Origin of the sequence: Streptomyces sp. OR43, assembly GCF_008042275.1 — a bacterium.
Lineage (GTDB): Bacteria > Actinomycetota > Actinomycetes > Streptomycetales > Streptomycetaceae > Streptomyces.
Window position 1 is genome coordinate 696,458 of sequence record NZ_RDBK01000043.1, and the last position, 22,693, is coordinate 719,150.

Genomic DNA, 22,693 nt, shown 5'->3' on the forward strand with positions numbered 1-22,693 from the left:
GGCCGCCGTGACCGGGGCGGATCAGGGGGTGGCCGGGGCCGAGTTCTCCGTGTCCTGCGGGGTCGCTCCCGCGTCGTCGCCGCCCAGCGCCAGCCAGCCGCCCACCCCGGCCGCCACGACCAGGACCAGGGCCGCCGCGCCCAGGGTGAGACGCCGCTTGCGGATGGCCGCCGACTTGTTGCGGGCCGAGCCCGGCCGGGGCCTGCCCGGGGCGCGCGGGGCCCGGGCGGTGCCCCGGGGGCCGCCGGACAACTCGTCGGGGGCCGGGACGCGCATGCTCGTGTGGGTGTCCCGGTTGGAGTCGGGCGACGATCCGGGGACCAGCGGCACGGCACCGCGGCGGCGAGGTTCCTCGGCCGCAGGGGTGTACTGCTGCTCGTCGTAGGCCTGGCCGTGCGGCTCGGACCCGGCCTCGTCGTCCGGTTCGTCCACGTCCAGCGGCGGGATGCCGGCCAGGTGCGGGAGCTGCTCGCGCAGCCGGGCCGCCAGCTCGGAGGCGCGCAGCCGGGAGGCCGGGGCCTTGGCCAGGCACTGGAGCAGCAGCTGCCAGAGCTCCTCGGGGATCCCGGGCAGCGGTACGACGGTCTCGGTGACGTGGCGGCGCAGGACGGCGCCGGGGTGGCCGCCGCCGAAGGGAGTGAAGCCCGCGAGGAGCTCGTACAGCACGGTCGCGAGGGCGTAGATGTCGACGGCGGCGCGCGGCGGGAGGCCCTCCACGATCTCGGGGGCCAGGTAGTCCGGCGTACCGATGATCTTGGTGGCCTTGGTGCGGCGCGGGGTGTCGATCAGCTTGGCCACACCGAAGTCGGTGAGCAGCGCGGGATGGGAGTTGCCGGGGCCGAGCGGGCCCTCCATGTCCAGCAGGATGTTCTCCGGCTTGACGTCGCGGTGGACCACTCCGGCGGCGTGCGCCGCGGCGAGGCCGTCGGCGACGTCGGCGACGATCGCGACGGCGGCCTCGGGGGCCAGCCGGCGCTCGCGGTCGAGCCGGGTCCGCAGATCCGTGCCGCGGACCAGGTTCATCACCAGGGCCAGGTCGTTGCCGTCCACCACGAGGTCGCGGACGGCGACGACGTGCGGATGATCGAGCCCGAGCAGGGCGGTGCGCTCCTGGACGAAGCGGCCCACGAGTTCCTGGTCGGACGCGAGGTCCTCGCGGAGCAGCTTGATGGCGACGGGCCCCTCGGGGCCGTCGCCGAGCCACACCGTGCCGGCGCTGCCGCGCCCCAGAATCTGGTGGGCGGTGTACCGGCTGCCGATATTCCGTGCCAAGACTGCTCCCTCAGCGGCTGGCGATGGACCGTCGCACAACAACCCCCGGCCGACAAAGCTACGCGGCGATCGGGGGGTTGCGTGCCCCGGATGGCGCCAACCTTCACTTCTGCGGGCGAATTGCCGCGGAATCGGTCCGCAGAAGTCGATATGGCTACAGAGTCACGTCACCGTCGCGTCAGGTTCCGCTGCCACCGCTGTCGCCGCCCAGCTTCGAGATCCAGTCGGTGACGGTGGAGACGGCGTCGGTGATCGCGTCCCAGTAGCCCTGCCCCTGACCGATCCAGTCCTTCAGCGGCGTGAGCTCCCAGATCAGCCAGCTCGCCACGACGAGCAGCACCAGCGTGAACAGGCAGCCCTTCAGGCAGCCGAGGCCGGGGATCTTCATCGGGTTGGCGCTGCGCTGCCTCGGCTCGCGGGGCGGGCGCCGGTCCGGCTGCTGGGGCTGTTGGGGTTGCTGCGGCTGCTGCGGCGCGTACTGCTGGCGCTGTGGCTGGTACTGCTGCTGCTGGGGCTGCGGCTGGTACTGCTGCTGCTGAGGCTGCTGGCGGTACTGCTGCGGCTGCTGTTGCTGCTGGGGGTACTGCTGTTGGCGGCGCGGTTGCTGCTGCGGTTGCGGCTGCTGGCGCTGGGGCCGGCGGCGCAGCGGGTCCTGGCTCGGGTCGAGGTACTGGACCTGCGTCTGCTCGTTGCGGTCGCGGGCGGCCTGGAGCTGGGACTGCCAGGGGTGCGGCCCGTCGGGCTGCGGCGCTCCCTCGGGACGCGGCGGGACGGGCGGCATGACCGCGGTCGGGTCGGCGTGACCGCCGCCCGGCCCGGCGTTCTGCTGCATGACGCTGGTGGCCGCGTTGGGGTCGTAGCCGTTCGGGTCGTACGAGCCCGCGTTGCTCGGGAGTACCTGCGTGGGGTCGGCCGCCCCCGGCGTCTCCGGGACCGCGGTGGGCGCCGGGTCGGGCGCGAGCAGGGCGCCCACGCCGTCGGCTGCCGCGATCTGCGCGGAGTTCGCGTGCACGCCGATGCCGGCGGCGACGGTACGCAGCGCACGGGCGAGGTTCTCGGCGCTGGGCCGGCGGTCCGGCTCCTTGCTCAGGCAGCGCTCTATCACCGTCCACAGCGGGGCGGGGACGGTGCTGGGGCGTCGGGGCTCCTCGCTGAGGTGCCGGTGCAGGACCTCCAGCGCGGTGCCGCCGGCGAACGGCGGGCGGCCGGTGAGCAGCTCGTACAGCAGGATTCCGGCGCCGTAGATGTCGACGGCGGAGGTCTGCGGGCGGCCCTCGGCCGACTCGGGCGCCACATAGGCCGGTGTCCCGACGAACTCATGGGTCCGGGTCAGGCCCGGGGAGTCGGCGAGACGGGCGATGCCGAAGTCGGTGAGCATCGGGTGCATCTGGCCGTCGCGCTCGTCGAGCAGCACGTTGGCGGGCTTCAGGTCGCGGTGGACGACGCCGTCGGCATGGCTGGCGGCGAGCGCGTCCGCGATCTGCGCGGTGAGCAGCGAGGCGGCGACCGGGGTGAGCGGGCCGTTGTCACGGAGGTAGCGGTGCAGGTCGGGGCCGTCGACCAGGTCCATGACGAGGGCGAGGAGATCGCCCTCCACGACCAGGTCGCGGGTGCGCACGATGTTCTCGTGCCTCAGCCGCAGCAGAACGGAGCGCTCGCGCAGGAACCGCATCACGACATCCGCGTCGTTGGCGAGCTCCTCCTTGAGGACCTTGATCGCCACGGTCTCGCCGGGCTGGCCGGCGACGGCCGCCTCGGCGCCCGCGGTCTCTCGCTGGCGGGCGCGCCAGACGGTGCCCGTGGCGCCGCGTCCCAGCGGCTCCTCGAGCAGGTACTTGCTGCCTACCGGCCGCACGTCATGCGCTCCCTGCTGATCGTGGTGCTTGCGGTCCCCCGGATCCGTCCCGAGTTCCGGCCCACTCTAGTGGGGCGGGAGGAGTGGACGACCGAGTCGGGCAGGTTACCTTTTTGTCTGCATTGCTCGCCCTTTCCCGCCACTCCCTGGAGGAGTGCGGTCTGCCCGCCGCCCGCCGGCACCGCCTGTGGGCGGAAGACGCCCGTCCTGTGGGGGAAGACGCCCGTCCCGCTCCGATGGTTGCCGCCGCGAAGTCCGGACGGAACGGCTCCGGGGGCCGGTCCGGCTCCCACGGAGCGCCGCCCGGACCGGTTGCGAGCGCCACGGAGAACCGGCCAAGCAGGCACTTTTGTGCGCACAGCAGACCTTTCAAGATCACTTAGCGGTGACCCCCGGGCGTGTTGTCAGTGGCAGGTGCGAGGATGCCTCCAGCACGGAACTGTGGGGGCGGGAGCCCCGCGTGACGTGACGAACCTGTACCGGACGACGCGTCCGTGCCGGGTGGGGGGAATCACAGGGCGTCTCCCCTGCCGGACACCGCGCGCAGAAGGGACCGCTGACGGCGATGCAGATCCGGCTGACCGTCCTCGCGCCGCGCAGCGGCCAGACCCCGGCGCGCGCCTGCGACGTGCTGGTGACCGCCCCCGCGGGGACGGCGCTGGCCGCCGTGGCGTCCCATCTGGCCGCCTCCGTCTCCGGGCCCGACGGCTCCCTCGGCAGCGGTGCGGTGGTGCTGTTCGCCGGACGGGAACGGCTCGACGCGCAGCGGTGTGCGCTCGGTGAGCCGCCCCTGGTCGACGGGGCGGTGCTCTCGCTCCAGGTCCCGGGCGGGGACGAGACGCCGGACGACACCGTCCCGGCCCAGCTGCACGTGATCGCGGGGCCGGACGCGGGCGGGGTCCATCTGCTGCACGGCGGGCAGATCCGGATCGGCCGGTCGGCCGACGCCGACGTCCCGCTCGACGACCCCGATGTGTCCCGGCTGCACTGCGCGGTGACGGTCTCCGCGGAGGGCCGGGTCTCCGTCGCCGATCTCGGCTCCACCAACGGCACCTTGCTGGACGGCACGGACGTCCGCGACCGCCCGGTCCGGCTGAACCCCGGCGCACTGCTCCGCCTCGGCGAATCGACGCTCCGGCTCACCTCCGGTGCGCGCACGCCGGCGCTGGGCACGGCACCGGACGGCGAGGGCCACCTCCGCGTGGCCAGGGCGCCGTCCGCGGCCCCGGCGGCCCCGGACCACGGCTACGGAGCCGCGCACGGCGGACCGGAGGAACACGACGGGGCGGACGCCGCCCAGGAACACGAGCGCTCCACGGGCCCCGACGGCCCGGCCCCGACGCGGCCCCACCACGGCTCCGGGCGTGCCGGCCGGATACCGGACGACGGGGCGGCCCGGCGCCGGCGTGCGCGCACCGGAGGTGAGCCGGAGCGTCGATTCGCCGAGGCGGAGCAGTGCGCCGGGGTTCAGCCGGACCGGGCGGTCGCGGACGTCCGTGCCGTCCAGCAAGGTGCCGTTGGTGGAGCCGAGATCGGCGACGGAGACCCGGCCCTCCGCGGAGACCGTCACGGCCGGGCCGCACCCCGTACCCCAGCGGCAACGACACCGCAGGCTCGGGCCGCACGCCCTACCCCGACAGGACCGGATCAGGCTCGGGCCGCACCCCGTACCCCAGCGGCAACGACACCGCAGGCTCGGGCCGCACGCCCTACCCCGACAGGACCGGATCAGGCTCGGGCCGCACCCCGTACCCCAGCGGCAACGACACCGCAGGCTCGGGCCGCACGCCCTACCCCGACAGGACCGGATCAGGCTCGGGTCGCACCCCGTACCCCCGCGTCGGCGCGCAGCGCTACGACGGCGGCCCCGGAGACACGCCGAGTTCCCGCACCCTGCCGGGCTCCGACACCCGGTCCTGGGGCGGGGCCGGAGACGCCCAGGGCGCCGACAGCCTGCGGAGCACGGGATCGGGACGCTCGTCGAACCGGGTCAGCGGGCCGCGCCAGGGCGACGGGCCCCAGGTCGCCGCGCGCGGTGCCGAATCCGGACGGGCACCCGCTGCCCGGCCCACCTCCGCCGGCGGTCCCGTCGGAGCGGCCGGGCGGCCCGTGGTGGTCCTCGGGGCCGGGCCCCGGGGCCCCGTGAGCGTGGATCTCTCCGAGGAGGGGCCGCACCTGCTCATCGAGGGGCCGGGCGGCAGCGGGCGTACGGAACTGCTGAGGGCGGTCGCCGCGTCGCTGGCCGCCGCCGACCGGCCCGACCGGCTCGGCATCCTCCTGGTCGACGGGGCGGGCGGCGAGCGTGGGGAGAGCCTGCGCCCCTGCACCGAACTCCCGCACGCGTTCGCGCACTTGGTGGCGTCCGATCCGGTCAGGATGCGGGAGTTCGCCCAGGCGCTGGGCGGTGAGGTGAAGCGGCGGGCCGAACTCCTCGGCGGGCTCGACTTCACCGAGTGGCACAGCCGGCACGAAGTGGCGCAGCGGATGGTGGGACAGCGTCCGCCCGGCCCGTCCGAGCAGCGCGGTGACGTGGAGTCCGCGATGAGCGGCACCCTGCGGCTGCGGCCCGCCTCGGCCCGGTCCTCGGACCCGGGCCCGTCGCCGCTGCCCAGGCTCGTCGTGCTGGTGGACGACTTCGACGCGCTGATCGCCCCGGCGCTGGGCAGTCCGGGCCGCCCGGCCGCGGGTTCGGTCGTCCGGGCGCTGGAGGCCGTGGCCAGGGAGGGCGGCAGGCTCGGCATCCATCTGGTCGCGGCGTCCGCCCGCCCGGACCGCACGGAGGACACCGAACTGGCCCGCGGGGCGCGGCTCCGCGTCGTACTGGATCCGCCCGTCATACCGCCGTCGCCGGACGAGCCGGCGCCGGGCCGCGGGCGGCTGGGCCATCCCGACGGGCGGGTCACACCGTTCCAGGGCGGCCGGGTGACCGGCCGCATTCCGCGTACGGCGACGTTGCGGCCCACGGTCGTCCCGCTGGAGTGGGAGCGGATGGGCGATCCGCCGACGCGCCGCCCGGTCCGCGAGCTGGGCAACGGGCCGACGGACCTGGCCCTGCTGGCCAGCGCGCTGGAGCGGGCGGCCCGTTCGGTGAACGCCGAACCGCTGCCGCCGCTGGCACCCACGCACCCCTGACGAGCGGCGGGCCCACCCGGATGGGCCCGCCGTCCTCAATCGCCCCATACCTGCACTGACCTCACGTCACGAGCCCATCACGATCAATGAGTTGGGCCCGATGGCGGTATTGCGGCGCCCCGGTGCCGGGCGTAGGACTGTCCGTACAGGACGACGTGACAAGGCCGACCGGCTATTGAGGGGTGGGTGAAGGAGCGGGGCCGGCTGCGTGCAGCTGCGAGGCGGCGGATTGAGACATGGCGGAGCCATGGTGATGGACGACAACGCCGCAGATGTGCGTGCCCAGCCCCGCGACGCCGCCCCCCGATGGCCGGTCGGTCCAAGAGGGCGGCATCACTGGGGATCCGGCCGGTGCCGCCGTGCACGCGCACAGGAGAGACGGGGCAGGAATGCGCACAACGGTTCGGATTCGCAGGGCCGCCTTGGTGTTCACCGCCATCGGCGCGCTGGCCCTCACCGGCTGCGGCGACGACGGTGACGGCGGGAAGGACACGAAGGACGGGGGCGGCTCGGCCAAGGAGACCGGAAGCACGCCGAGCGTCGTATTACCGAAGCTGGACGGTGAGAAGATCTCGGTCGCCGCGGTCTGGACCGGGCCCGAGCAGGCCAACTTCGTCAAGGTCCTCAAGGAGTTCGAGAAGCGCACGGGCGCGACGGTGACGTTCGTCCCGGCGCAGGACCCGATCGTCAACTTCCTCGGTACGAAGATCGCGGGCGGCCAGCCGCCGGACGTCGCGATGATCCCGCAGGTCGGCGCCATCAAGCAGGCCGCCGAGAAGAAGTGGGCCAAGCCGGTCGGGGCCGAGGCGAAGGCGCAGCTCGCCAAGAACTACTCGCAGGTCTGGCAGGACCTGGGCGCGGTCGACGGCACCCAGTACGGCGTGTACTTCAAGGCCGCCAACAAGTCCCTGATCTGGTACAACGCCAAGGCGTTCGAGAACGCGGGCGCGTCGGAGCCGAAGACCTGGAAGGACTTCCTGGCGACCGCCGAGACGGTGTCCGCCTCCGGCGTCACCCCGGTCTCGGTCGGCGGCGCGGACGGCTGGACGCTCACCGACTGGTTCGAGAACATCTACCTCTCCCAGGCGGGCCCGGAGAAGTACGACCAGCTGGCCCAGCACAAGATCAAGTGGACGGATCCGTCCGTCAAGGACGCGCTGACCTCGCTGGGGCAGCTGTTCGGCAAGCCCTCCCTGATCGCGGGCGGCGCCGACGGCGCGCTGCAGACGGAGTTCCCGGCCTCGGTCACCCAGACCTTCACCGGCGGTGACCAGCCCAAGGGGGCCATGGTCTTCGAGGGAGACTTCGTCGGCATCAACATCGCCCAGACGAAGGCCAAGATCGGCACGGACGCCAAGGTGTTCCCGTTTCCCGCGGTCGGCGCCGAGTCGCCCGTGGTGACCGGTGGCGACGCGGCGGTGGCCCTGAAGGACAGCAAGGGCGCCCAGGCCCTGCTGACCTGGCTGGCCTCCACCGACGCCGCGAAGATCTGGGCCGAGCAGGGCGGGTTCATCTCGCCGAACAAGGCCCTGGACGCCGCCTCGTACCCCAACGAGGTGCAGCGCACCATGGCGAAGGCGCTGATCGCGGCCGGTGACGCCGTCCGGTTCGACATGTCCGACCAGGCCCCGCAGTCGTTCGGCGGGACACCCGGGAAGGGCGAGTGGAAGACCCTCCAGGACTTCCTGAAGAACCCGAAGGACATCGCGGGGACCCAGGCGAAACTGGAGTCCGACGCGGCCAAGGCGTACAAGAGCTGACGCGATGACGACAGCCGCAGCGGGGGGCGCCGACGAGGCGCTCCCCGCCGACAAGCAACCGCCCGGCGGGACTTCGGTGCCCGCCCCCAGGAAGCCCGCTCCCGGCACGCCGTCCGGTCCGCCGGACGGCGTGCGCACCCGCGGGAGCGTGACCGGCACCCGCAGGATCATCGCGGCGCTCTTCCTGCTGCCCGCGCTGGTGCTGCTCGGCGCGCTGGTGGTGTATCCGATCGTGTACTCCGTCTACCGGTCGTTCTTCGACCAGGCGGGCACGGGATTCGCCGGCTTCGACAACTACAAGGCGCTGTTCACGGACGACACCATCCGTACGGCGGTCAAGAACAACGCGATCTGGGTGGTCTTCGCGCCGACCGTCGCCACCGCGCTCGGTCTGATCTTCGCGGTGCTGACCGAGCGGATCCGCTGGGGCACGGCGTTCAAGCTGATCGTCTTCATGCCGATGGCGATCTCGATGCTCGCCGCAGGCATCATCTTCCGGCTGGTGTACGACGCGGCACCGGAGCGCGGGGTCGCCAACGCCGTCTGGGTGGGCGTGCACGACACGTTCGCCGAGTCGGCGGGCTTCCCCAAGGCGCATCCGCTGCCCGTCCATCCGCTGAAGGCGGCGAGCGGCGGCTCCTTCGTGACGAAGGTGCCCGTGCGGGCCGGGGAGCCGGTCCAGCTGCCGCTGGTCGGGGTGCTGCCCGCGAAGATGCCCACCGACGCGAAGCCGGCCCGCGCCCCGGAGACGAGCGGGGACGGGAAGATCACCGGTACCGCGTGGCTGGACTTCACCAAGGGCGGCGGCGGCAAGCCCAACGTCATCGACGCCAAGGAGCTCGGGCTCAAGGGCATCAAGGTGGAGGCCGTCAAGGACGGCAAGGTGGTCGCCTCCGCCACGGCGGGCGCCGACGGCGTCTTCACCCTGCCCGCCTCCGCGGACGGAGCCGAACTCCGCCTCCCGGCCTCCAACTTCAAGGAGCCGTACAACGGGGTCGACTGGCTCGGACCGTCGTTCGTGACGCCCGGCATCATCGGGAGTTACGTCTGGATGTGGGCGGGCTTCGCCATGGTGCTGATCGCGGCCGGCCTGGCGGGCCTGCCGCGTGAACTCCTGGAAGCGGCACGGGTGGACGGGGCCAACGAGTGGCAGGTGTTCCGCCGGATCACCGTGCCGATGCTCGCCCCGGTCCTCGCGGTGGTCCTGGTGACACTGATGATCAACGTCCTGAAGGTCTTCGACCTCGTCTTCATCATCGCGCCGGGCTCCTCCCAGGACGACGCGAACGTCCTGGCGCTCCAGCTCTACCGGTCCTCGTTCGGCACGGACGCGGACCTGGGAATCGGCAGCGCCATCGCCGTACTCCTGCTGCTGCTGGTGGTCCCGGTGATGCTCTTCAACATCAGGCGGATACGGAAGGAGGGGCGCCGATGACGACATCCTCGACCACGGCCCCGCCCGCCGGAGCGGGCGACGCCCCGGGCGCCTCCGCGGCGAAGACCGGACGGTCCCTCGGCTCACGGATCGCGGCGCTGGCCGGCGGCGGTGTGATGCGGGTCGTGCTGGTCCTGGTCGCCCTGTTCTGGCTGATGCCGACCGTCGGACTGTTCCTGTCCTCGCTGCGGGGCGCGGACCGGATCGCGGCGACCGGCTGGTGGAAGGTCTTCACGGTCCCGTCCGAGCTGACTTTCGACAACTACCAACGGCTGCTGGACAATTCGACGATCACCGACTCGCTGTTCAGCACGGTCATGATCACCGTTCCGTCCACGGTCCTGGTCGTGGTGATCGGCTCACTCGCCGGATACGCCTTCGCCTGGATGGAGTTCCCGGGCCGTGACTGGTGGTTCCTGGTGGTCGTGGGGCTGCTGGTGGTCCCGGTGCAGGTCGCCCTGATCCCGGTCTCCAAGCTCTTCGGCGCGGTCGGGATCTTCGAGACGACCTTCGGCGTGGTCATCTTCCACACGGCCTTCGGCCTGCCCTTCGCGATCTTCCTGCTGCGCAACTTCTTCGCGGAGATCCCGCGCGAACTGCTGGAGGCGGCACGGCTCGACGGGGCGGGCGAGATCCGGCTGTTCACCCGGGTCGTGATGCCGCTGGGCGGGCCGGCGATCGCCTCGCTCGGAATCTTCCAGTTCCTCTGGGTGTGGAACGACATGCTGGTCGCGCTGATCTTCGCGGGCTCCGACTCCCCGCCCATCACGGTGGCGCTCCAGCAGCAGGTACGGCAGTTCGGCAACAACATCGACGTCCTGGCGCCCGGCGCCTTCGTTTCGATGGTGATCCCGCTCGCGGTGTTCTTCGCCTTCCAGCGCCAGTTCGTCTCCGGCGTGATGGCGGGCGCGGTCAAGTAGCCGCGCCGTACGGAACATCGCACACCGGTACGTCAACCGGGGGCATCCCTGTGTACGCCAACAGGGGTGCCCCCACCTGGCGTTTCGCGTGGCAGGCGGCGTGCGGCGTAACCCTGTCACTCCATCGGGCGTTTACGGAGTACCCGCCTCCACGGTCGGCGCGCGTACGTCCGTGCGCCGCGCCCCGGCCCTGCCGCTCCGCACGCCCGTGTCCGAGAAAGAGTCCGTATGCCCCGCCTGAGTGTCATCATCCCCGTCCGCCGCGCCCGGGGAAGTCTGCGCGAATGCCTGGAGTCGGTGCTCTCCCAGCCGTTCACGGACATCGAGGTGATCGGTGTCGCCGACGGGTCGCCGGACGGATCGGGGCTGCTGCTCGACGAGTTCGCCGCCCGGGACGACCGGGTGCAGGCCATCCACCTGCCGGACGGCGCGGGTCCGGACGGGTGCCGCAACGCCGGGGCGGAGCGGGCCGTCGGGGACTACCTGCTGTTCCTGGACGCGCACTTCGTCCTCCTGCCGGGCGCGCTGGACGCCGTCGCCGGACGGCTCGTGGACGCCGGGGAACCCGATCTGCTGCTGTTCGGCCACCACAAGCGGCCGTTCCGCGGGCGGTCCCGGCCCAGCAGGTCGCTGGAGCGGCTGGGCGAACTCTCCGACGGCCCGCTGGCCGCCCCCGGCCAGTCCGCGCTCCTCGACATCGCCCCGGTGTCCTGGAACCGGGCGGTGCGCCGCGCCCTGCACGAGAGCGAGAAGCTGACCTTCGGACCCGGGCGGCACGGGGAGCGGATCTACGCCCTGCAGACCGTCGCCGCCGCCGAGTCCGTGGCCGTCCTGCCCACCGCCTGCGTGGAACACCGCCGGCAGCGCTACCTGCCGGGCCTCGGCGACGAGACACCGGAAGCGGCGTCCGCCGAGCTCGTCGACGCGTACGCCGGGCTGATGGAGTTCCTCCGCGAGCGCCCCCGGCTGCTCGCCGTGCAGCCGCTGCTCTTCGAACGGGCCGTCCAGGAACTGCTGGCCGACTATCCGTCCGTGACCCGTCGCCGCCGGAGGTACGTACGCTCCGTCGCCGCCTTCCACCGCACCTACCGGCCCGCCGGGTACCGCCTCCCCGGCGGCGCGCGTGGGCTGCGCCCCCGGCTGATCGGCGGCGGCCGGTACGCCCTGCTCGGCGCCCTCGACACGGCCCTGGCCCTGCGCCGCGGGCTGCGGGCCGCCCCGGACGCGGTGCGGGACCGGGCCAAGCGCAGCCTGAGTCGGCGCTACTACTGGTACTGGCGCAAGCTCCCGCTGGACCGCGGGCTCGCCGTCTACGCCGCGTACTGGAACCGCGGGGTCAGCTGCAATCCGGAGGCCGTCTTCCGCAAGGCCCAGGAGCTCGCGCCGGGGGTGCGCGGGGTCTGGGTGGTCTCGAAGAACCAGGTGGACTCGGTGCCCGAGGGCATCGACTACGTGGTGCCCGGCACCCGTCGCTACTGGGCCACGATGGCCCGGGCCACGTACTTCTTCAACAACGTCAACTTCCCCGACCACGTGGTCAAGCGCCCCGGCCAGGTACACGTGATGACACACCACGGCACCCCGCTGAAGATCATGGGCCTGGACCAGCAGGACTATCCGGCGGCGGCGCAGGGCCTGAACTTCGACCGGCTGCTCAAGCGGATCGACCGGTGGGACTGGAGCGTCTCCGCCAATCCGCACTCGACCGAGGTGTGGGCCCGCGCCTACCCCGGCGCCGCGCGGACCCTGGAGACGGGGTACCCGCGCAACGACGTCCTCGCCTCGGCGACCGACGAACAGGTCCGGGCGGTCCGCGAGCGCCTGGGCATCCGGCCCGGGCAGCGCGCCCTGCTGTACGCGCCCACCCACCGCGACTACGAGGCGGCCTTCACCAGCCGACTGGACCTGGAGCGGTTCTGCGCGTCCGTCGGCCCGGACACCGTGGTCATGGTGCGCGCGCACTACTTCTACGGGGGCGCGAAGCTGCCCGGGGGCCCCTCGGTCATCGACGTCAGCGAGCACCCGCGGATCGAGGACCTCTGTCTGGCGGCCGACGCGCTGATCACGGACTACTCGTCGGTGATGTTCGACTACGCGCACCTGAACCGCCCGATCGTCGTGCACGCCCCGGACTGGGAGACGTACCGCACGGTCCGCGGCGTCGTGTTCGACCTGCTCTCCGGCCGGCCCGGCGAGACCCCGGGTGCCGTGGCGACGACCACGGACGAGCTGGCGCGTGTCTTCAACGACGGCAGCTGGGACAGCCCGGCGAACCGGGAGCTCCTGGCCGCCTTCCGGGCCCGCTTCTGCCCGTACGACGACGGCCGCGCCGCCGAGCGCGTGGTGCGCCGGGTCCTGCTGGGCGAGGAGTCCGCCACGGCATGATTCCGTCGCACACGCTGTCGTGCACGCCGAAGGGCCCGCCGTGGCGGGCCCTTCGGCGTGCACGGGCTCAGCGTTGCTGGCCCGCCATGACCGTGGCGAGGCCGATCACCACGAGCAGCGAGCCGCCCCAGGTCCACATCGAGGTCCGCTCGTGCAGCACCGTCGCCCCGGCTCCGACGATCAGCAGATAGCCGAGGGCGTTGAACGGATAGGCGATGGAGAGCGGCACCTTGGCGAGGGTCGACATCCAGGCGAGTGCGGACACCGCGAAGACCACCAGGCCGAGGACGACCCACGGGCTGGTGGCGGCCCGCAGCGCGACCGAGCCGCCGTCCCGCCCGGCGGTCGCGACGGCGCCCTTCATCCCGTGCTTGAGCATGATCTGGCCACCGGCCGACGAGAACACGGCGAACAGCAGCAGGATCAGACTGGGAAGGGTCAAGGCCTTGCTCCTGACTGCGGCGGCCCGCGACTCGGATGCCGGGGCGGGGGTGGGTTCGGGGATCGTCGCCTCAGACGCCGACCCGGTCGGCAGGGACGTACTGTCGGTTGAGGATGTCCTGTACATCGACGTGCTCTCCAGCGATGATCGTCTCGGCCGCATGCGGGGTGAGCAGTGCGACGTGCTGATAGCCGAACAGCGTCGGCCGGATCCGGGTGAGCAGCCTCGACATCCCGCCGAGTACGGCGGCGAGCGGCCCGCGGCCCAGGAGTGACCAGAACGGCGCCCCGGTCGAGGCGATGTCCAGGACGTCGTAGCCCGCGGCGCGCACGGTGCGGCGCAGGCTGGCCCGGGTGAAGAAGCGCAGATGCGTTTCGTCGAGAATGCCGCGGCGGTCGTAGTCGAAGGCGCCGAGCGCGACCCGCAGCCGTGAGTACCAGTGGCTGAAGTTCGGCACGGAGAGCAGCACCTCGCCGCCGGGCCGCAACACGGTCGCGACCTCGGCGAGCACCCGCTCGGGACGGGAGAGGTGCTCGATGACGTCCCCGGCCACGACGTAGTCGAAGCCGGTGCCGATCTCCGCCGGCAGCCCCTCCTCCAGGTTGGCGAGATGGAAGTGGGTGCACTTCTCGCGCACCCCGGGCACCTCGACGTAGTCCACGCCGGTCACCTCGTGGCCGAGGGATTCGAGACGCTGCGCGAACAGCCCGCCGGAACAGCCGAGGTCCAGGACCCGGCCGGGGGGCATCTTCCGCATCTTCTCCAGGATGACCGCGTGCGAGGAGCCGTCGCCTTCCTTGAAGGCGTACTCCACGGGCTTGGGGATCCAGGCGCAGGTGCCGAACCCCTTGACCGCCAGCCGGTATTCGAGGACGTCCTTGACGACGTCCTTCGCGTACTTCATGCCGTTGACGTAGCAGATCTCGTCGCCGTAGTACGTGGGGACCGGGATCTCCTTGATCCGCATTCCCGCGTTCAGCAGCTGGACGATGATCTGGGTGTCGAAGTCGAAGGCGTCCGTGTTCCGGTCGATGGGAAGCTTCTTCAGCGCCTCGACGCTGTAGGCGCGGTAACCGGAGTGGAATTCGGTGAGCTCCGACCCGAGCAGCCCGTTCTCCAGCCGGGTGAGAATACGGTTGCCCAGCCACTTGTACATCGGCATGCCACCCTTGAGGGCACTACCGGATTTCATCATGCGCGATCCGAAAACCGCCTCGCATTCGCCGCTCTCGATCGGCGCGACCATTTCGGGGAGCAATTCGGGGGCGTACTGACCGTCACCGTGCAGCAGCACGATGATATCGAGTCCATGCGCGGCGGCCAGAGCGTACCCAGCTTTCTGGTTGCCGCCGTATCCGAGGTTCTTGGTGTGGCGCATGACCACGGTCCGCGGCATTCCCTCGGCCTGCGACCACCGGCAGCCCGCGGTGAAGGTCGCGTCATGACTCGCGTCGTCGAGAATGAGGATCTCGTCGACCCGGGACCGGAAATCCTCCGGAATCCGGTCGAGGGTCTTCTCCAGCGTGGTCTCCGCGTTGTACGCGACCACCAGGATGCCGATCCTGGGGCTCGGGCTTTCCTTCACGGGGCGTTCTCCAGTTGCGCTCGGTGCACGTGGCGGGGGTCGGGGAGGGGCGAGGACGGGTGCCGTTCCGGGGTCGCGGTCAGGTGACGGCGGACCCGGAGGGCTGGGAGGTACGGGGAACGGCGAGCTGCGCCCGCCCGGCGCGGCCGGACGGGTCCTCGCCGGGCCACGTGGCGAGAAGGCGGTGGACACCGGTGGCCAGCCCGGCCGCGAGGACGATCCAGCCGGCGGCGCCCAGGTACAGCACCGGTTCGCTCCAGCTCACGGCGGAGCGTCCGCTGTAGCCGAGGACGGCGGTCAGCCCGAGCACGGCGTTGTACGCGAGCCCCTCCCACGCCCCGAGGACGAACATTCCCGCCGCCGCCCAGGTCAGGTACTGCAGACCGGAGGCGGTGGACAGCAGGAGCAGCAGGCCCAGCGTGGCGGCGACGACGCCCGGCAGCTGCGCGGGCCGCAGCCACGCGAGCCGGGCCCCGGCGGCCACGCACAGCAGGACGAAGAGGAAGTGACCGCCGCCCTGCATGAAGGTGATGACGGACTCCGGCAGGCCGGACACGTCGGCGAAGCGAACCAGTCCCCAGAAGCGGTAGCTGCCGCCCGCGTACTCCAGCACGTTCCGCTGGAGGTCCTGCGGAACGGTTGCCAGGACCGGACCCCACACGAGCGCGAACACGGCGGCGAACCCGGCGGCGAAGCGGACCAGCACCGGACGGCCGCCCCGCAGCGCCGCGACGAGCAGCGCCGGGACCACCACGACCGGGATGAACTTGACGCTGATGGAGAGCGCCGCGGCCACTCCCGCGGCGAACGGGGACCTGCGGTCGGCCAGCAGATGGGCGGCGGCCAGGGCGAACACGACGGCGACCGCGTCGGTGTTGCCGTGGTAGCCGGACGTGGCGATCAGCACCGGGCTGAGGGCCACGCCCGTCCCGCACAGCACCGCGGTGCGCAGGGCGGCACGCCTGCGGACGATTTCGAACACGAGCAGGGCGCAGAGGAAATCGGCGAGCGACGCCGGCCACCTCATCAGCGTGGCGAACGAAATTCCGAAATCCGAAATACCGTCCAGTCCGAGCAGCATCCAGCCGGCCAGCGGCGGGTGGTTGTAGACGGGCAGTCCGGGCAGCTGCTGCTCATAGATTCGAATGGGCCCATGAGCGGCGACGGCCCGGGCGAATCCCTGGAAGAAGCGCACATCGGCGGGCCCCGGCACATTCGCCGCGATGAGCGTGCGAGTGAGAAGACCGACGGCCGCGGCAACAAGTACAGCAGCTCTGGCCCGTCGCACATCCCAGGTCTCGCACCACATTCGGATACCCATGAAAACAGAACGTAGCAACCCGAGGTCGCGATGCAACGCACCGATGAACATACTTATCCGGTCCGCGGCTCGGATTCCCTGCGCATCCGTGCAAACGCCACTTTCCCCGAATCACTCGAACGGTTCACCCAGTTCGGACAGTCCGTGCGTCAATGCGCGTTCACCACCACGCCACCCCGCACTTCACCGCGTGTCCGTGCCCGCCCGGCGCGGTGTCGCACGGGGCGCGGGCTACAGCAAACGGTCGGCCACCCGCGCGGCCGCCCGGCCGTCGTCGAGGTCGCAGAAGTCCCGCCGGAAGGCCTCGTACGCCCCCGCGTGTCCCGCGGTCGCCGGGACCGGGTCGCGCAGGGCCTCGACGAGATCGGCGGACTCGGGGATCAGCGGTCCGGGTGCCCGCGATTCGAAGTCGAAGGCGAAGCCGCGCAGCGTGTCGCGGTAGTGCTCCAGGTCGTAGGTGTGGAAGAGCATCGGGCGTCCGGTGAGCGCGAAGTCGAACATCATCGAGGAGTAGTCGGTCACCAGCGCGTCGCTGATCAGCATCAGCTCGCCGGCATCCGGATAGCGCGAGACATCGCGGACGAAGCCCGTGCCGCTGTCCGGGAGCCGGTCGGTGACCAGGTAGTGACGGCGCACCAGCAGGACGGTGTCCGCGCCCAGTTCCCGCTCGGCGGCGGCGAGGTCGAGCCGCAGGTCCATGGTGTAGCGGCCGTTGTTCCTCGGCCGGTCCTCGCGCCAGGTCGGCGCGTAGAGCACGACCCGCTTGCCGTCGGGGATCTGGAGGGTCTCCCGTACCGCGGCGGCGACCTTGCTCCGGTCCGGGGCGTGGAAGAGGTCGTTGCGCGGGTAGCCGCACTCCAGGACCTCGCCCTCGAAGCCGAAGGAGCGGCGCAGCACCGGCGTCGCGTACGTGTTCGGCGAAACCAGGAGGCTCCACTGACGGGCGCGCTGTTCGAGGGTGGCGATGTAGGCGCGGTTCGCCTGGGCGGTTCCGGCGAGCTCCAGACCGATGCGCTTGAGCGGGGTCCCGTGCCAGGTCTGGACGACGGTCTGGCCCTCGCGCCGTGCGAACCACTCGGGCAGCTGGGTGTTGGTGACGATGTGCCGGCTGCGGGCCAGCGCCTCGTACCAGGCGGCCGAGCCGTGCTCCACGGCGGTGGCCCCGGCCGGGATGCGCGCCTGGCTGTCGCGCACGACCCACAGATGCTCCGCACCGGTACCCCGCCGGGTCAGCTCCTCGTGAACGGCGCGCGGTGAGTCCGAGTACTGCCGGCCGTCGAAGCTGCTGAACAGCACCGCGTCGCGGAGCGCCGCGGTGCGCTGTGCCGTGTAGGCCACGCCGAGCAGCCGCCGGGCACGGGGGCCGCGCTCCGCGACGCCGAGCGGGGGCGCGCAGCTCAGCAGCAGTTGGTCGTGGAAGCGCCGCTCGATGACGTACGCGCGGCCTGCCAGGGTACGGGCGGCGGGCAGGGTGTGGTGGACGGCGGCCGGGAGGCGCAGGGCGGTGTCACGGGTCTCGTCGGCGGCGCCCTTCTCGCGGAGGAAGAAGTACCAGTTGCCCTCGCCCAGCGGCAGTTCGCCGCCGCCGCACCTCGCGACGGCGTCCGGCCGCAGCTCGGCCGTGAACCGCCGCTCGTCCTCGGGGCCGGTGCACGCGACGGGGAAGACCGCCTCCTCGTGATGGCCGCTGTGCCGGGCCACCAGCTCGACCGGGCGCCGGGGATCGTCCGGGAAGGTGCCCTCCAGGAGCAGCTTTCCGTCCTGGGTCCAGGCGGCCAGTTCCACGGCGGGCTGGACGGGGCGGTCGCTGATCAGCAGATTGCCGCGCGCGCTCACGGTGAGACCCAGCTCGCGGGGCTCGTCACCGGCCGGCGCGAGGGGATAGCGGCCCGGCGGGACGGGCCCCGGCACGTCGATGGGCGTGCGGCTGCCGCCCGGGCCGACGAGATGGACGCTGTACGGGATGCCCGACCGCCCCTGCGCGGCCGCGGGCCGGGCGTCCAGAAGCGCGGAGAGCGGGATCGCCGCCGTGAAGCGACGCCATCCGGTCGCCGAGGGCGTGGTGTCCTCCAGCACCGTCACGGGGCACTCGAAGGCGGTGCCGGAGGAGCGGTGGGTGAGGCTCAGCCGCAGGTCCTGACCGACCAGCCGGTTGCGGAGCATGCCGTCGACGACGACGGCGGCCGCACCGTCGGCCTGCTCGCCCGCGCGGTGGGTCTCGAAGCGTGCGTCGATCCGCTCGGCGTGCACGACCAGCCGGTCGCCGTCGAAGACCGGCACGATCCGGTGATCGCCGTCCGGCCGGTACACGGGCGGCGCCACGGGTGCCTCGGCGGTGCCGGGGGCGGAACGGCGCAGCAGCCCGCTCCGGGCGACGCCGAGCTCCAGGCGCCAGGCGACGTGGGCGGCCGGGCCGTCCACGGGGATACGGAGTCTGGCGGGGTCGAGCACCGTCTCGAAGCCCGACCGGTCGTAGTCGTGCAGGCTCTGCCGGGAGCGCGCGGTGGCCTCCGGCTCGGCGGTCCTGCGCAGCCGGAGCGGGATCACCTGCCGTCCGCCCGCCCGGAGCCATCCGGCCCGGAATTCGGAGGCCCCCGAGCCTGCGGGCAGATTGCGGATGTACGCGTACCCCTTCAGACGCAGCTTGCCGTCCTGCCAGCCGGCCTCCCGCAGCCGGGCGACCAGCGGCAGATCACGCTCGCCGACGCGCAGCACCCGGCCCGGCACCGGCCGGGTCAGCGGTGGGTAGACGGCCCGCCGGCGGCGCAGCCCGCGTACGGCGAACGCGCCGGGCTCGCGCTTGTCGAAGGCGAGCAGGGCCAGCAGTTCCTCCGTGCGGCGCTCGCGCACCAGGTGCCACATCAGCCGCAGCCGCAGCGGAAGCCCGTCGAGTACCGCCGGTTCGAGCTGGTCGATGAAGGCGTTGGTGTGCGTCAGGAAGGCTTCGCGGTACGCGTCGTCGCCGTCGGGCAGGACCTCCATGAAATACCAGAGGTCGTTGGCCAGCGCGTGCGCCTCGTAGTGGCTCTTGTCGTCGGCCGTGCGGTTCTCCTCCAGGAAGGCGCAGACACCCTGCACGTGCGCGACCCGGTCGCGGATGCCGCGGACGACGGCCCGGCCCGCGGTGATCGAGCCGGGGCGGTCACGCCAGTGGTAGACGGGGTCCTTCACGATGTCGACGGAGCCGGCCAGGAAGTGCGCGGGCAGCACGACCGGGATGTCCTCGTACAGCGCGCCGACGGGGAAGGCGAACCCGTGCTCGTTCCAGAACGAGCGGCGGAAGACCTTGTTGCAGGCGATCCGGTCGCCGGTGAGTTCCCGGTCGCGGGAGATGTGGGTACGCAGCCGCGTGGTCGCCATGGGCGCCCGGAACATGGGTGACTGCTGGAGCCTGCCGTCGGCCCGCAGCCGCAGCACGTTGCCGGAGGCGAGGTCCGAGCCCGTCTCCTCCAGGGCGCCGACCAGCAGTTCGTACGCCCGCGGCGGGACGATGTCGTCGCTGTCGACGAACGCGAGGTAGCGGCTCTCCGGGTCGCAGTGCCGGACGCCGGTGTTGCGGGCGTGCCCGAGCCCGCCGTTCTCCTGGCTGATCAGCCGGAAGCGGTCGTCCTGCTCGGCGAACCCGGCGGCCAGGGCCGCGCTGCCGTCGGTGGACCCGTCGTCGACCATCACCACTTCGAGGTCGGTGACGGTCTGCTCGGCGAGCGACTTCAGGCAGTCCGTCAGGAAGGGTTCCACGTTGTGGACGGGGACAACGACACTGAGCCGTGGCGGCATGGTGAGCACGTCCGTTCATCGGGGGCCTGGCTATCCGTATGGCTCAACCCCGTGAACGGCCGGGGGTCACCGGTTACGGTCCCCAACGAGTGATGTCGCGCTCATGCGTGCTGACGCCGGGCCCCGAGGGCTCAGCGCGTGAGGGCGGCCACGGCCGAGGCCGCCAGGTCGTCCAGGTAGCCCGCGGGCAGCTCGCCCCTGACGACCGCGAGCCGCCAGTAGAGGGGCCCGACGATCAGGTCGAGGGCGCGGTCCGGGTCGCTGTCCCGCGGCAGTTCGCCGCGTGCGACGGCGTCCCGTACGACCACGGCGGCGATGCCCTGCTGCGGATCGAGCAGGGCGGCCTTGATGGTGTCGGAGATCTCCGGGTTCCGGGCCGCCTCGACCAGCAGGTCCGGGATCACCTGGGAGGCGAGCGGGTGGCGCAGGGCGTAGGCGGCCAGTTCGAGCACGGCGCGGACGTCCCCGTACAGCGAGCCGGTGGCCGGGGCCGGCATGCCCTGCACGGCGACGGCGGAGACCAGGTCCAGGACCAGGTGCAGCTTGGACTTCCAGCGGCGGTAGACCGCGGTCTTGCCGACGCCTGCCCTGCGGGCGATGCCCTCGATGGACATCCGGGCGAAGCCGACCGCGGCCAGCTCCTCGAAGACCGCGGTACGGATCGCGTCGGTCACGTCCTCGCGCAGCACGGCGGCTCCGGCGGGGACACGGCGGCGGCTTCCCGGGTCGGTGGTCATGGCCGAATCATAGTCCGCGACGACGAAACGGTTGCGTAGCGACGTCCGGGCGTCCTACCCTCGGCGTTGCGACGATACGGTCCCGTCCCGTCGTGACCGTGCCTTCTCCGCCCTGCCCGCCTTTCCTCGAAAGCGATCGTGGTGAGCCAGACAACAGCCCAGGCCCCGGCCACCGGCTCGCTGTACGGGGACGTCCGCGCCGTGCTCGAACTGGCCGCCTGTGATCGAGGTACTGGTGAAGGTCCAGATGAAGACGCCGGTGACCAGGAACGGGACGAAGTCGCTGACGCCCTGCTTCGTCTTCATCAGGACGCCGAAGATGAAGTAGTAGACCGCCGCTCTCGCCGCCCGCCACGGACTGACCGTGAGCGGAGCCCGTCCGACGCTGCCGGTGTACGTCCGGCAGCTGTGGGGGCGGCGGCACTTCATCACGGCGTTCGCGACGGCCAAGCTCACCGCCCAGTACAGCCAGGCGAAGCTCGGCCAGATCTGGCAGATCATGACGCCGCTGCTGAACGCGGCGGTCTACTACTTCATCTTCGGCGTCCTGATGAAGACGAAGCAGGGCGTCAGCGACTTCGTCCCGTTCCTGGTCACCGGCGTCTTCATCTGGACCTTCACCAGTACCTCGATCACCGCGGGCACCCGTGCGATCAGCGGCAACATCGGCCTCGTGCGGGCCCTGCACTTCCCCCGGGCCTCACTGCCGGTCGCGATGGCCCTCCAACAGCTCCAGCAGCTGCTGTTCTCACTGGGCGCGCTGGTACTGATCCTGCTGGCCGCCGGCCAGTACCCGCGCCCGTCCTGGCTGCTGGCGGTACCGGCCCTGGCCCTGCAGGCGGTGTTCAACACCGGTGTCTCGATGGTCTTCGCCCGGCTGGCCGCCCGGACCCCGGACATCTCCCAGCTGATGCCCTTCATCCTCCGCACCTGGATGTACGCCTCGGGCGTCATGTGGAGCCTCGACGCGAGCCTGACGGGCGACCGCGTCCCGCACCTGGCGAAGCTGGCGCTGGAGATCAATCCGGCCGCCGTCTACATCGACCTGATGCGATTCGCCCTCATCGACAGCTTCCACGGCTCCCAGCTCCCCCCGCACGTCTGGGCCGTCGCCACCGGCTGGGCACTGGTGTGCGGCGTGGGCGGGTTCCTCTACTTCTGGCAGGCCGAGGAGAGTTACGGACGTGGCTGAGCACACGGATTCCGCGGTACCGACGGTCGTCGTCGACGACGTCCACATCACGTACAGGGTCAACGGCGCCCGTACGGGCAGGGGCAGCGCCACCTCGGCCCTCAGCCGGATCGTCTCGCGCCGGCAGGCACCCGGGGCGCGCGAGGTGCACGCGGTGACGGGGGTCAGCTTCGCCGCGTACAAGGGAGAGGCGATCGGTCTGATCGGCTCCAACGGCTCGGGAAAGTCGACCCTGCTCAAGGCGATCGCCGGACTGCTGCCCGCCACGAAGGGCCGCGTCCACACCCGGGGCCAGCCCTCGCTGCTCGGAGTCAACGCGGCGCTGATGAGCGACCTGACCGGCGAGCGCAACGTCGTGCTCGGCGGGCTCGCGATGGGCATGAGCCGCGAGGAGATCCGCGAACGCTACGCCGGCATCGTCGACTTCTCCGGCATCAACGAGAAGGGCGACTTCATCACGCTGCCGATGCGCACCTACTCCTCCGGCATGGGCGCCCGGCTGCGCTTCTCCATCGCGGCCGCCAAGGACCACGACGTCCTCCTGATCGACGAGGCGCTCTCCACGGGCGACGCCCGTTTCCAGCGGCGCAGCAAGGACCGGATCATCGAACTGCGCGAGCAGGCCGGCACGGTGTTCCTGGTCAGCCACCACAACAAGTCGATCACCGAAACCTGCGACCGGGCGATCTGGCTTGAGGCGGGGACGCTGCGGATGGACGGCCCGGCGAAGGAGGTCGTCGCAGCGTACGAGCGGTTCACTTCGAGCCCGTCCGGCGATTGAGGACATGGCCCGGCCCCGGGCGGGCCGCACCCTCTGCGGCCCGCCCGGGCACGTCGAGCCGTCCGGCGCAAGGACAAGGCGGCCGCCGGAACCCACCGG

At 71.9% G+C, this 22,693-nt stretch carries 13 protein-coding genes and 3 pseudogenes; 8 read left to right on the forward strand and 8 right to left on the reverse strand.

Going from position 1 to position 22,693, the window contains the following annotated elements:
• Nucleotides 1-21: 21 nt before the first annotated feature.
• On the reverse strand, nucleotides 22-1,272 hold the full coding sequence (locus EAO72_RS21515; protein ID WP_148018942.1) for a serine/threonine-protein kinase: 1,251 nt from the start codon (nucleotides 1,270-1,272) through the stop codon (nucleotides 22-24).
• Between the two features lie 178 nt (nucleotides 1,273-1,450).
• On the reverse strand, nucleotides 1,451-3,127 hold the full coding sequence (locus EAO72_RS21520) for a serine/threonine-protein kinase (protein WP_148018943.1): 1,677 nt from the start codon (nucleotides 3,125-3,127) through the stop codon (nucleotides 1,451-1,453).
• Nucleotides 3,128-3,692: 565 nt separating this feature from the next.
• Here EAO72_RS21520 and EAO72_RS44095 point away from each other — a divergent pair.
• The 6 genes and pseudogenes from EAO72_RS44095 to EAO72_RS21550 form a co-directional block, all read left to right on the forward strand.
• A pseudogene (locus EAO72_RS44095) lies at nucleotides 3,693-4,553 on the forward strand (FHA domain-containing protein); the annotation flags it as partial.
• Nucleotides 4,554-4,648: 95 nt separating this feature from the next.
• Nucleotides 4,649-6,259, forward strand: a pseudogene (locus tag EAO72_RS44100) (FtsK/SpoIIIE domain-containing protein); the annotation flags it as partial.
• Between the two features lie 389 nt (nucleotides 6,260-6,648).
• Entirely contained in the window at nucleotides 6,649-8,019 is a 1,371-nt protein-coding gene (locus EAO72_RS21535; protein ID WP_187285164.1) for an ABC transporter substrate-binding protein, read from the forward strand.
• Between the two features lie 148 nt (nucleotides 8,020-8,167).
• On the forward strand, nucleotides 8,168-9,454 hold the full coding sequence (locus EAO72_RS21540) for a carbohydrate ABC transporter permease (RefSeq protein WP_148021945.1): 1,287 nt from the start codon (nucleotides 8,168-8,170) through the stop codon (nucleotides 9,452-9,454).
• Nucleotides 9,451-10,374 carry a carbohydrate ABC transporter permease gene (locus EAO72_RS21545; RefSeq protein ID WP_148018945.1) on the forward strand — a complete coding sequence of 308 codons (924 nt, stop codon included), beginning with the start codon at nucleotides 9,451-9,453 and terminating at the stop codon, nucleotides 10,372-10,374. Before EAO72_RS21540 ends, EAO72_RS21545 begins: the two co-directional genes overlap by 4 nt.
• Before the next feature lie 228 nt (nucleotides 10,375-10,602).
• The gene (locus EAO72_RS21550) at nucleotides 10,603-12,759 is read left to right on the forward strand and encodes a bifunctional glycosyltransferase/CDP-glycerol:glycerophosphate glycerophosphotransferase (protein ID WP_148018946.1); all 2,157 of its coding nucleotides are present in this window, start codon (nucleotides 10,603-10,605) and stop codon (nucleotides 12,757-12,759) included.
• Nucleotides 12,760-12,826: 67 nt separating this feature from the next.
• On the opposite strand, the gene EAO72_RS21555 is transcribed toward EAO72_RS21550, so the two are convergent.
• The 6 genes and pseudogenes from EAO72_RS21555 to EAO72_RS43215 all read right to left on the reverse strand — a co-directional run.
• Nucleotides 12,827-13,201, reverse strand: coding sequence for a DMT family transporter (locus tag EAO72_RS21555; RefSeq protein ID WP_236064105.1), 375 nt, complete (start codon nucleotides 13,199-13,201; stop codon nucleotides 12,827-12,829).
• Between the two features lie 70 nt (nucleotides 13,202-13,271).
• Entirely contained in the window at nucleotides 13,272-14,786 is a 1,515-nt protein-coding gene (locus EAO72_RS21560) for a bifunctional glycosyltransferase/class I SAM-dependent methyltransferase (RefSeq protein ID WP_148018947.1), read from the reverse strand.
• 79 nt (nucleotides 14,787-14,865) lie between these two features.
• Nucleotides 14,866-16,095 carry a glycosyltransferase family 39 protein gene (locus tag EAO72_RS21565; protein ID WP_148021947.1) on the reverse strand — a complete coding sequence of 410 codons (1,230 nt, stop codon included), beginning with the start codon at nucleotides 16,093-16,095 and terminating at the stop codon, nucleotides 14,866-14,868.
• A gap of 243 nt (nucleotides 16,096-16,338) precedes the next feature.
• The gene (locus EAO72_RS21570) at nucleotides 16,339-19,893 is read right to left on the reverse strand and encodes a bifunctional glycosyltransferase/CDP-glycerol:glycerophosphate glycerophosphotransferase (protein ID WP_148018948.1); all 3,555 of its coding nucleotides are present in this window, start codon (nucleotides 19,891-19,893) and stop codon (nucleotides 16,339-16,341) included.
• Nucleotides 19,894-20,015: 122 nt separating this feature from the next.
• Complete coding sequence (locus tag EAO72_RS21575) at nucleotides 20,016-20,621, reverse strand: TetR/AcrR family transcriptional regulator (RefSeq protein WP_148018949.1); 606 nt, start codon at nucleotides 20,619-20,621, stop codon at nucleotides 20,016-20,018.
• Nucleotides 20,622-20,795: 174 nt separating this feature from the next.
• A pseudogene (locus EAO72_RS43215) lies at nucleotides 20,796-20,960 on the reverse strand (ABC transporter permease); the annotation flags it as partial.
• Between the two features lie 19 nt (nucleotides 20,961-20,979).
• Here EAO72_RS43215 and EAO72_RS21585 point away from each other — a divergent pair.
• Entirely contained in the window at nucleotides 20,980-21,813 is an 834-nt protein-coding gene (locus EAO72_RS21585) for an ABC transporter permease (protein ID WP_148018950.1), read from the forward strand.
• A complete protein-coding gene (locus EAO72_RS21590; RefSeq protein WP_148018951.1) occupies nucleotides 21,806-22,594 on the forward strand; it encodes an ABC transporter ATP-binding protein in 789 nt (262 codons plus the stop codon). The genes EAO72_RS21585 and EAO72_RS21590 overlap by 8 nt, the downstream gene beginning before the upstream one ends.
• Nucleotides 22,595-22,693: the final 99 nt, after the last annotated feature.

Bases quoted from the DNA above. Each gene is read 5' to 3' on its own strand.
- EAO72_RS21535 (WP_187285164.1), top strand. From the start codon at position 6,649: ATGCGCACAACGGTTCGGATTCGCAGGGCCGCCTTGGTGTTCACCGCC.
- EAO72_RS21545 (WP_148018945.1), top strand. From the start codon at position 9,451: ATGACGACATCCTCGACCACGGCCCCGCCCGCCGGAGCGGGCGACGCC.
- EAO72_RS21550 (WP_148018946.1), top strand. From the start codon at position 10,603: ATGCCCCGCCTGAGTGTCATCATCCCCGTCCGCCGCGCCCGGGGAAGT.
- EAO72_RS21565 (WP_148021947.1), bottom strand. From the start codon at position 16,095: ATGTGGTGCGAGACCTGGGATGTGCGACGGGCCAGAGCTGCTGTACTT.
- EAO72_RS21575 (WP_148018949.1), bottom strand. From the start codon at position 20,621: ATGACCACCGACCCGGGAAGCCGCCGCCGTGTCCCCGCCGGAGCCGCC.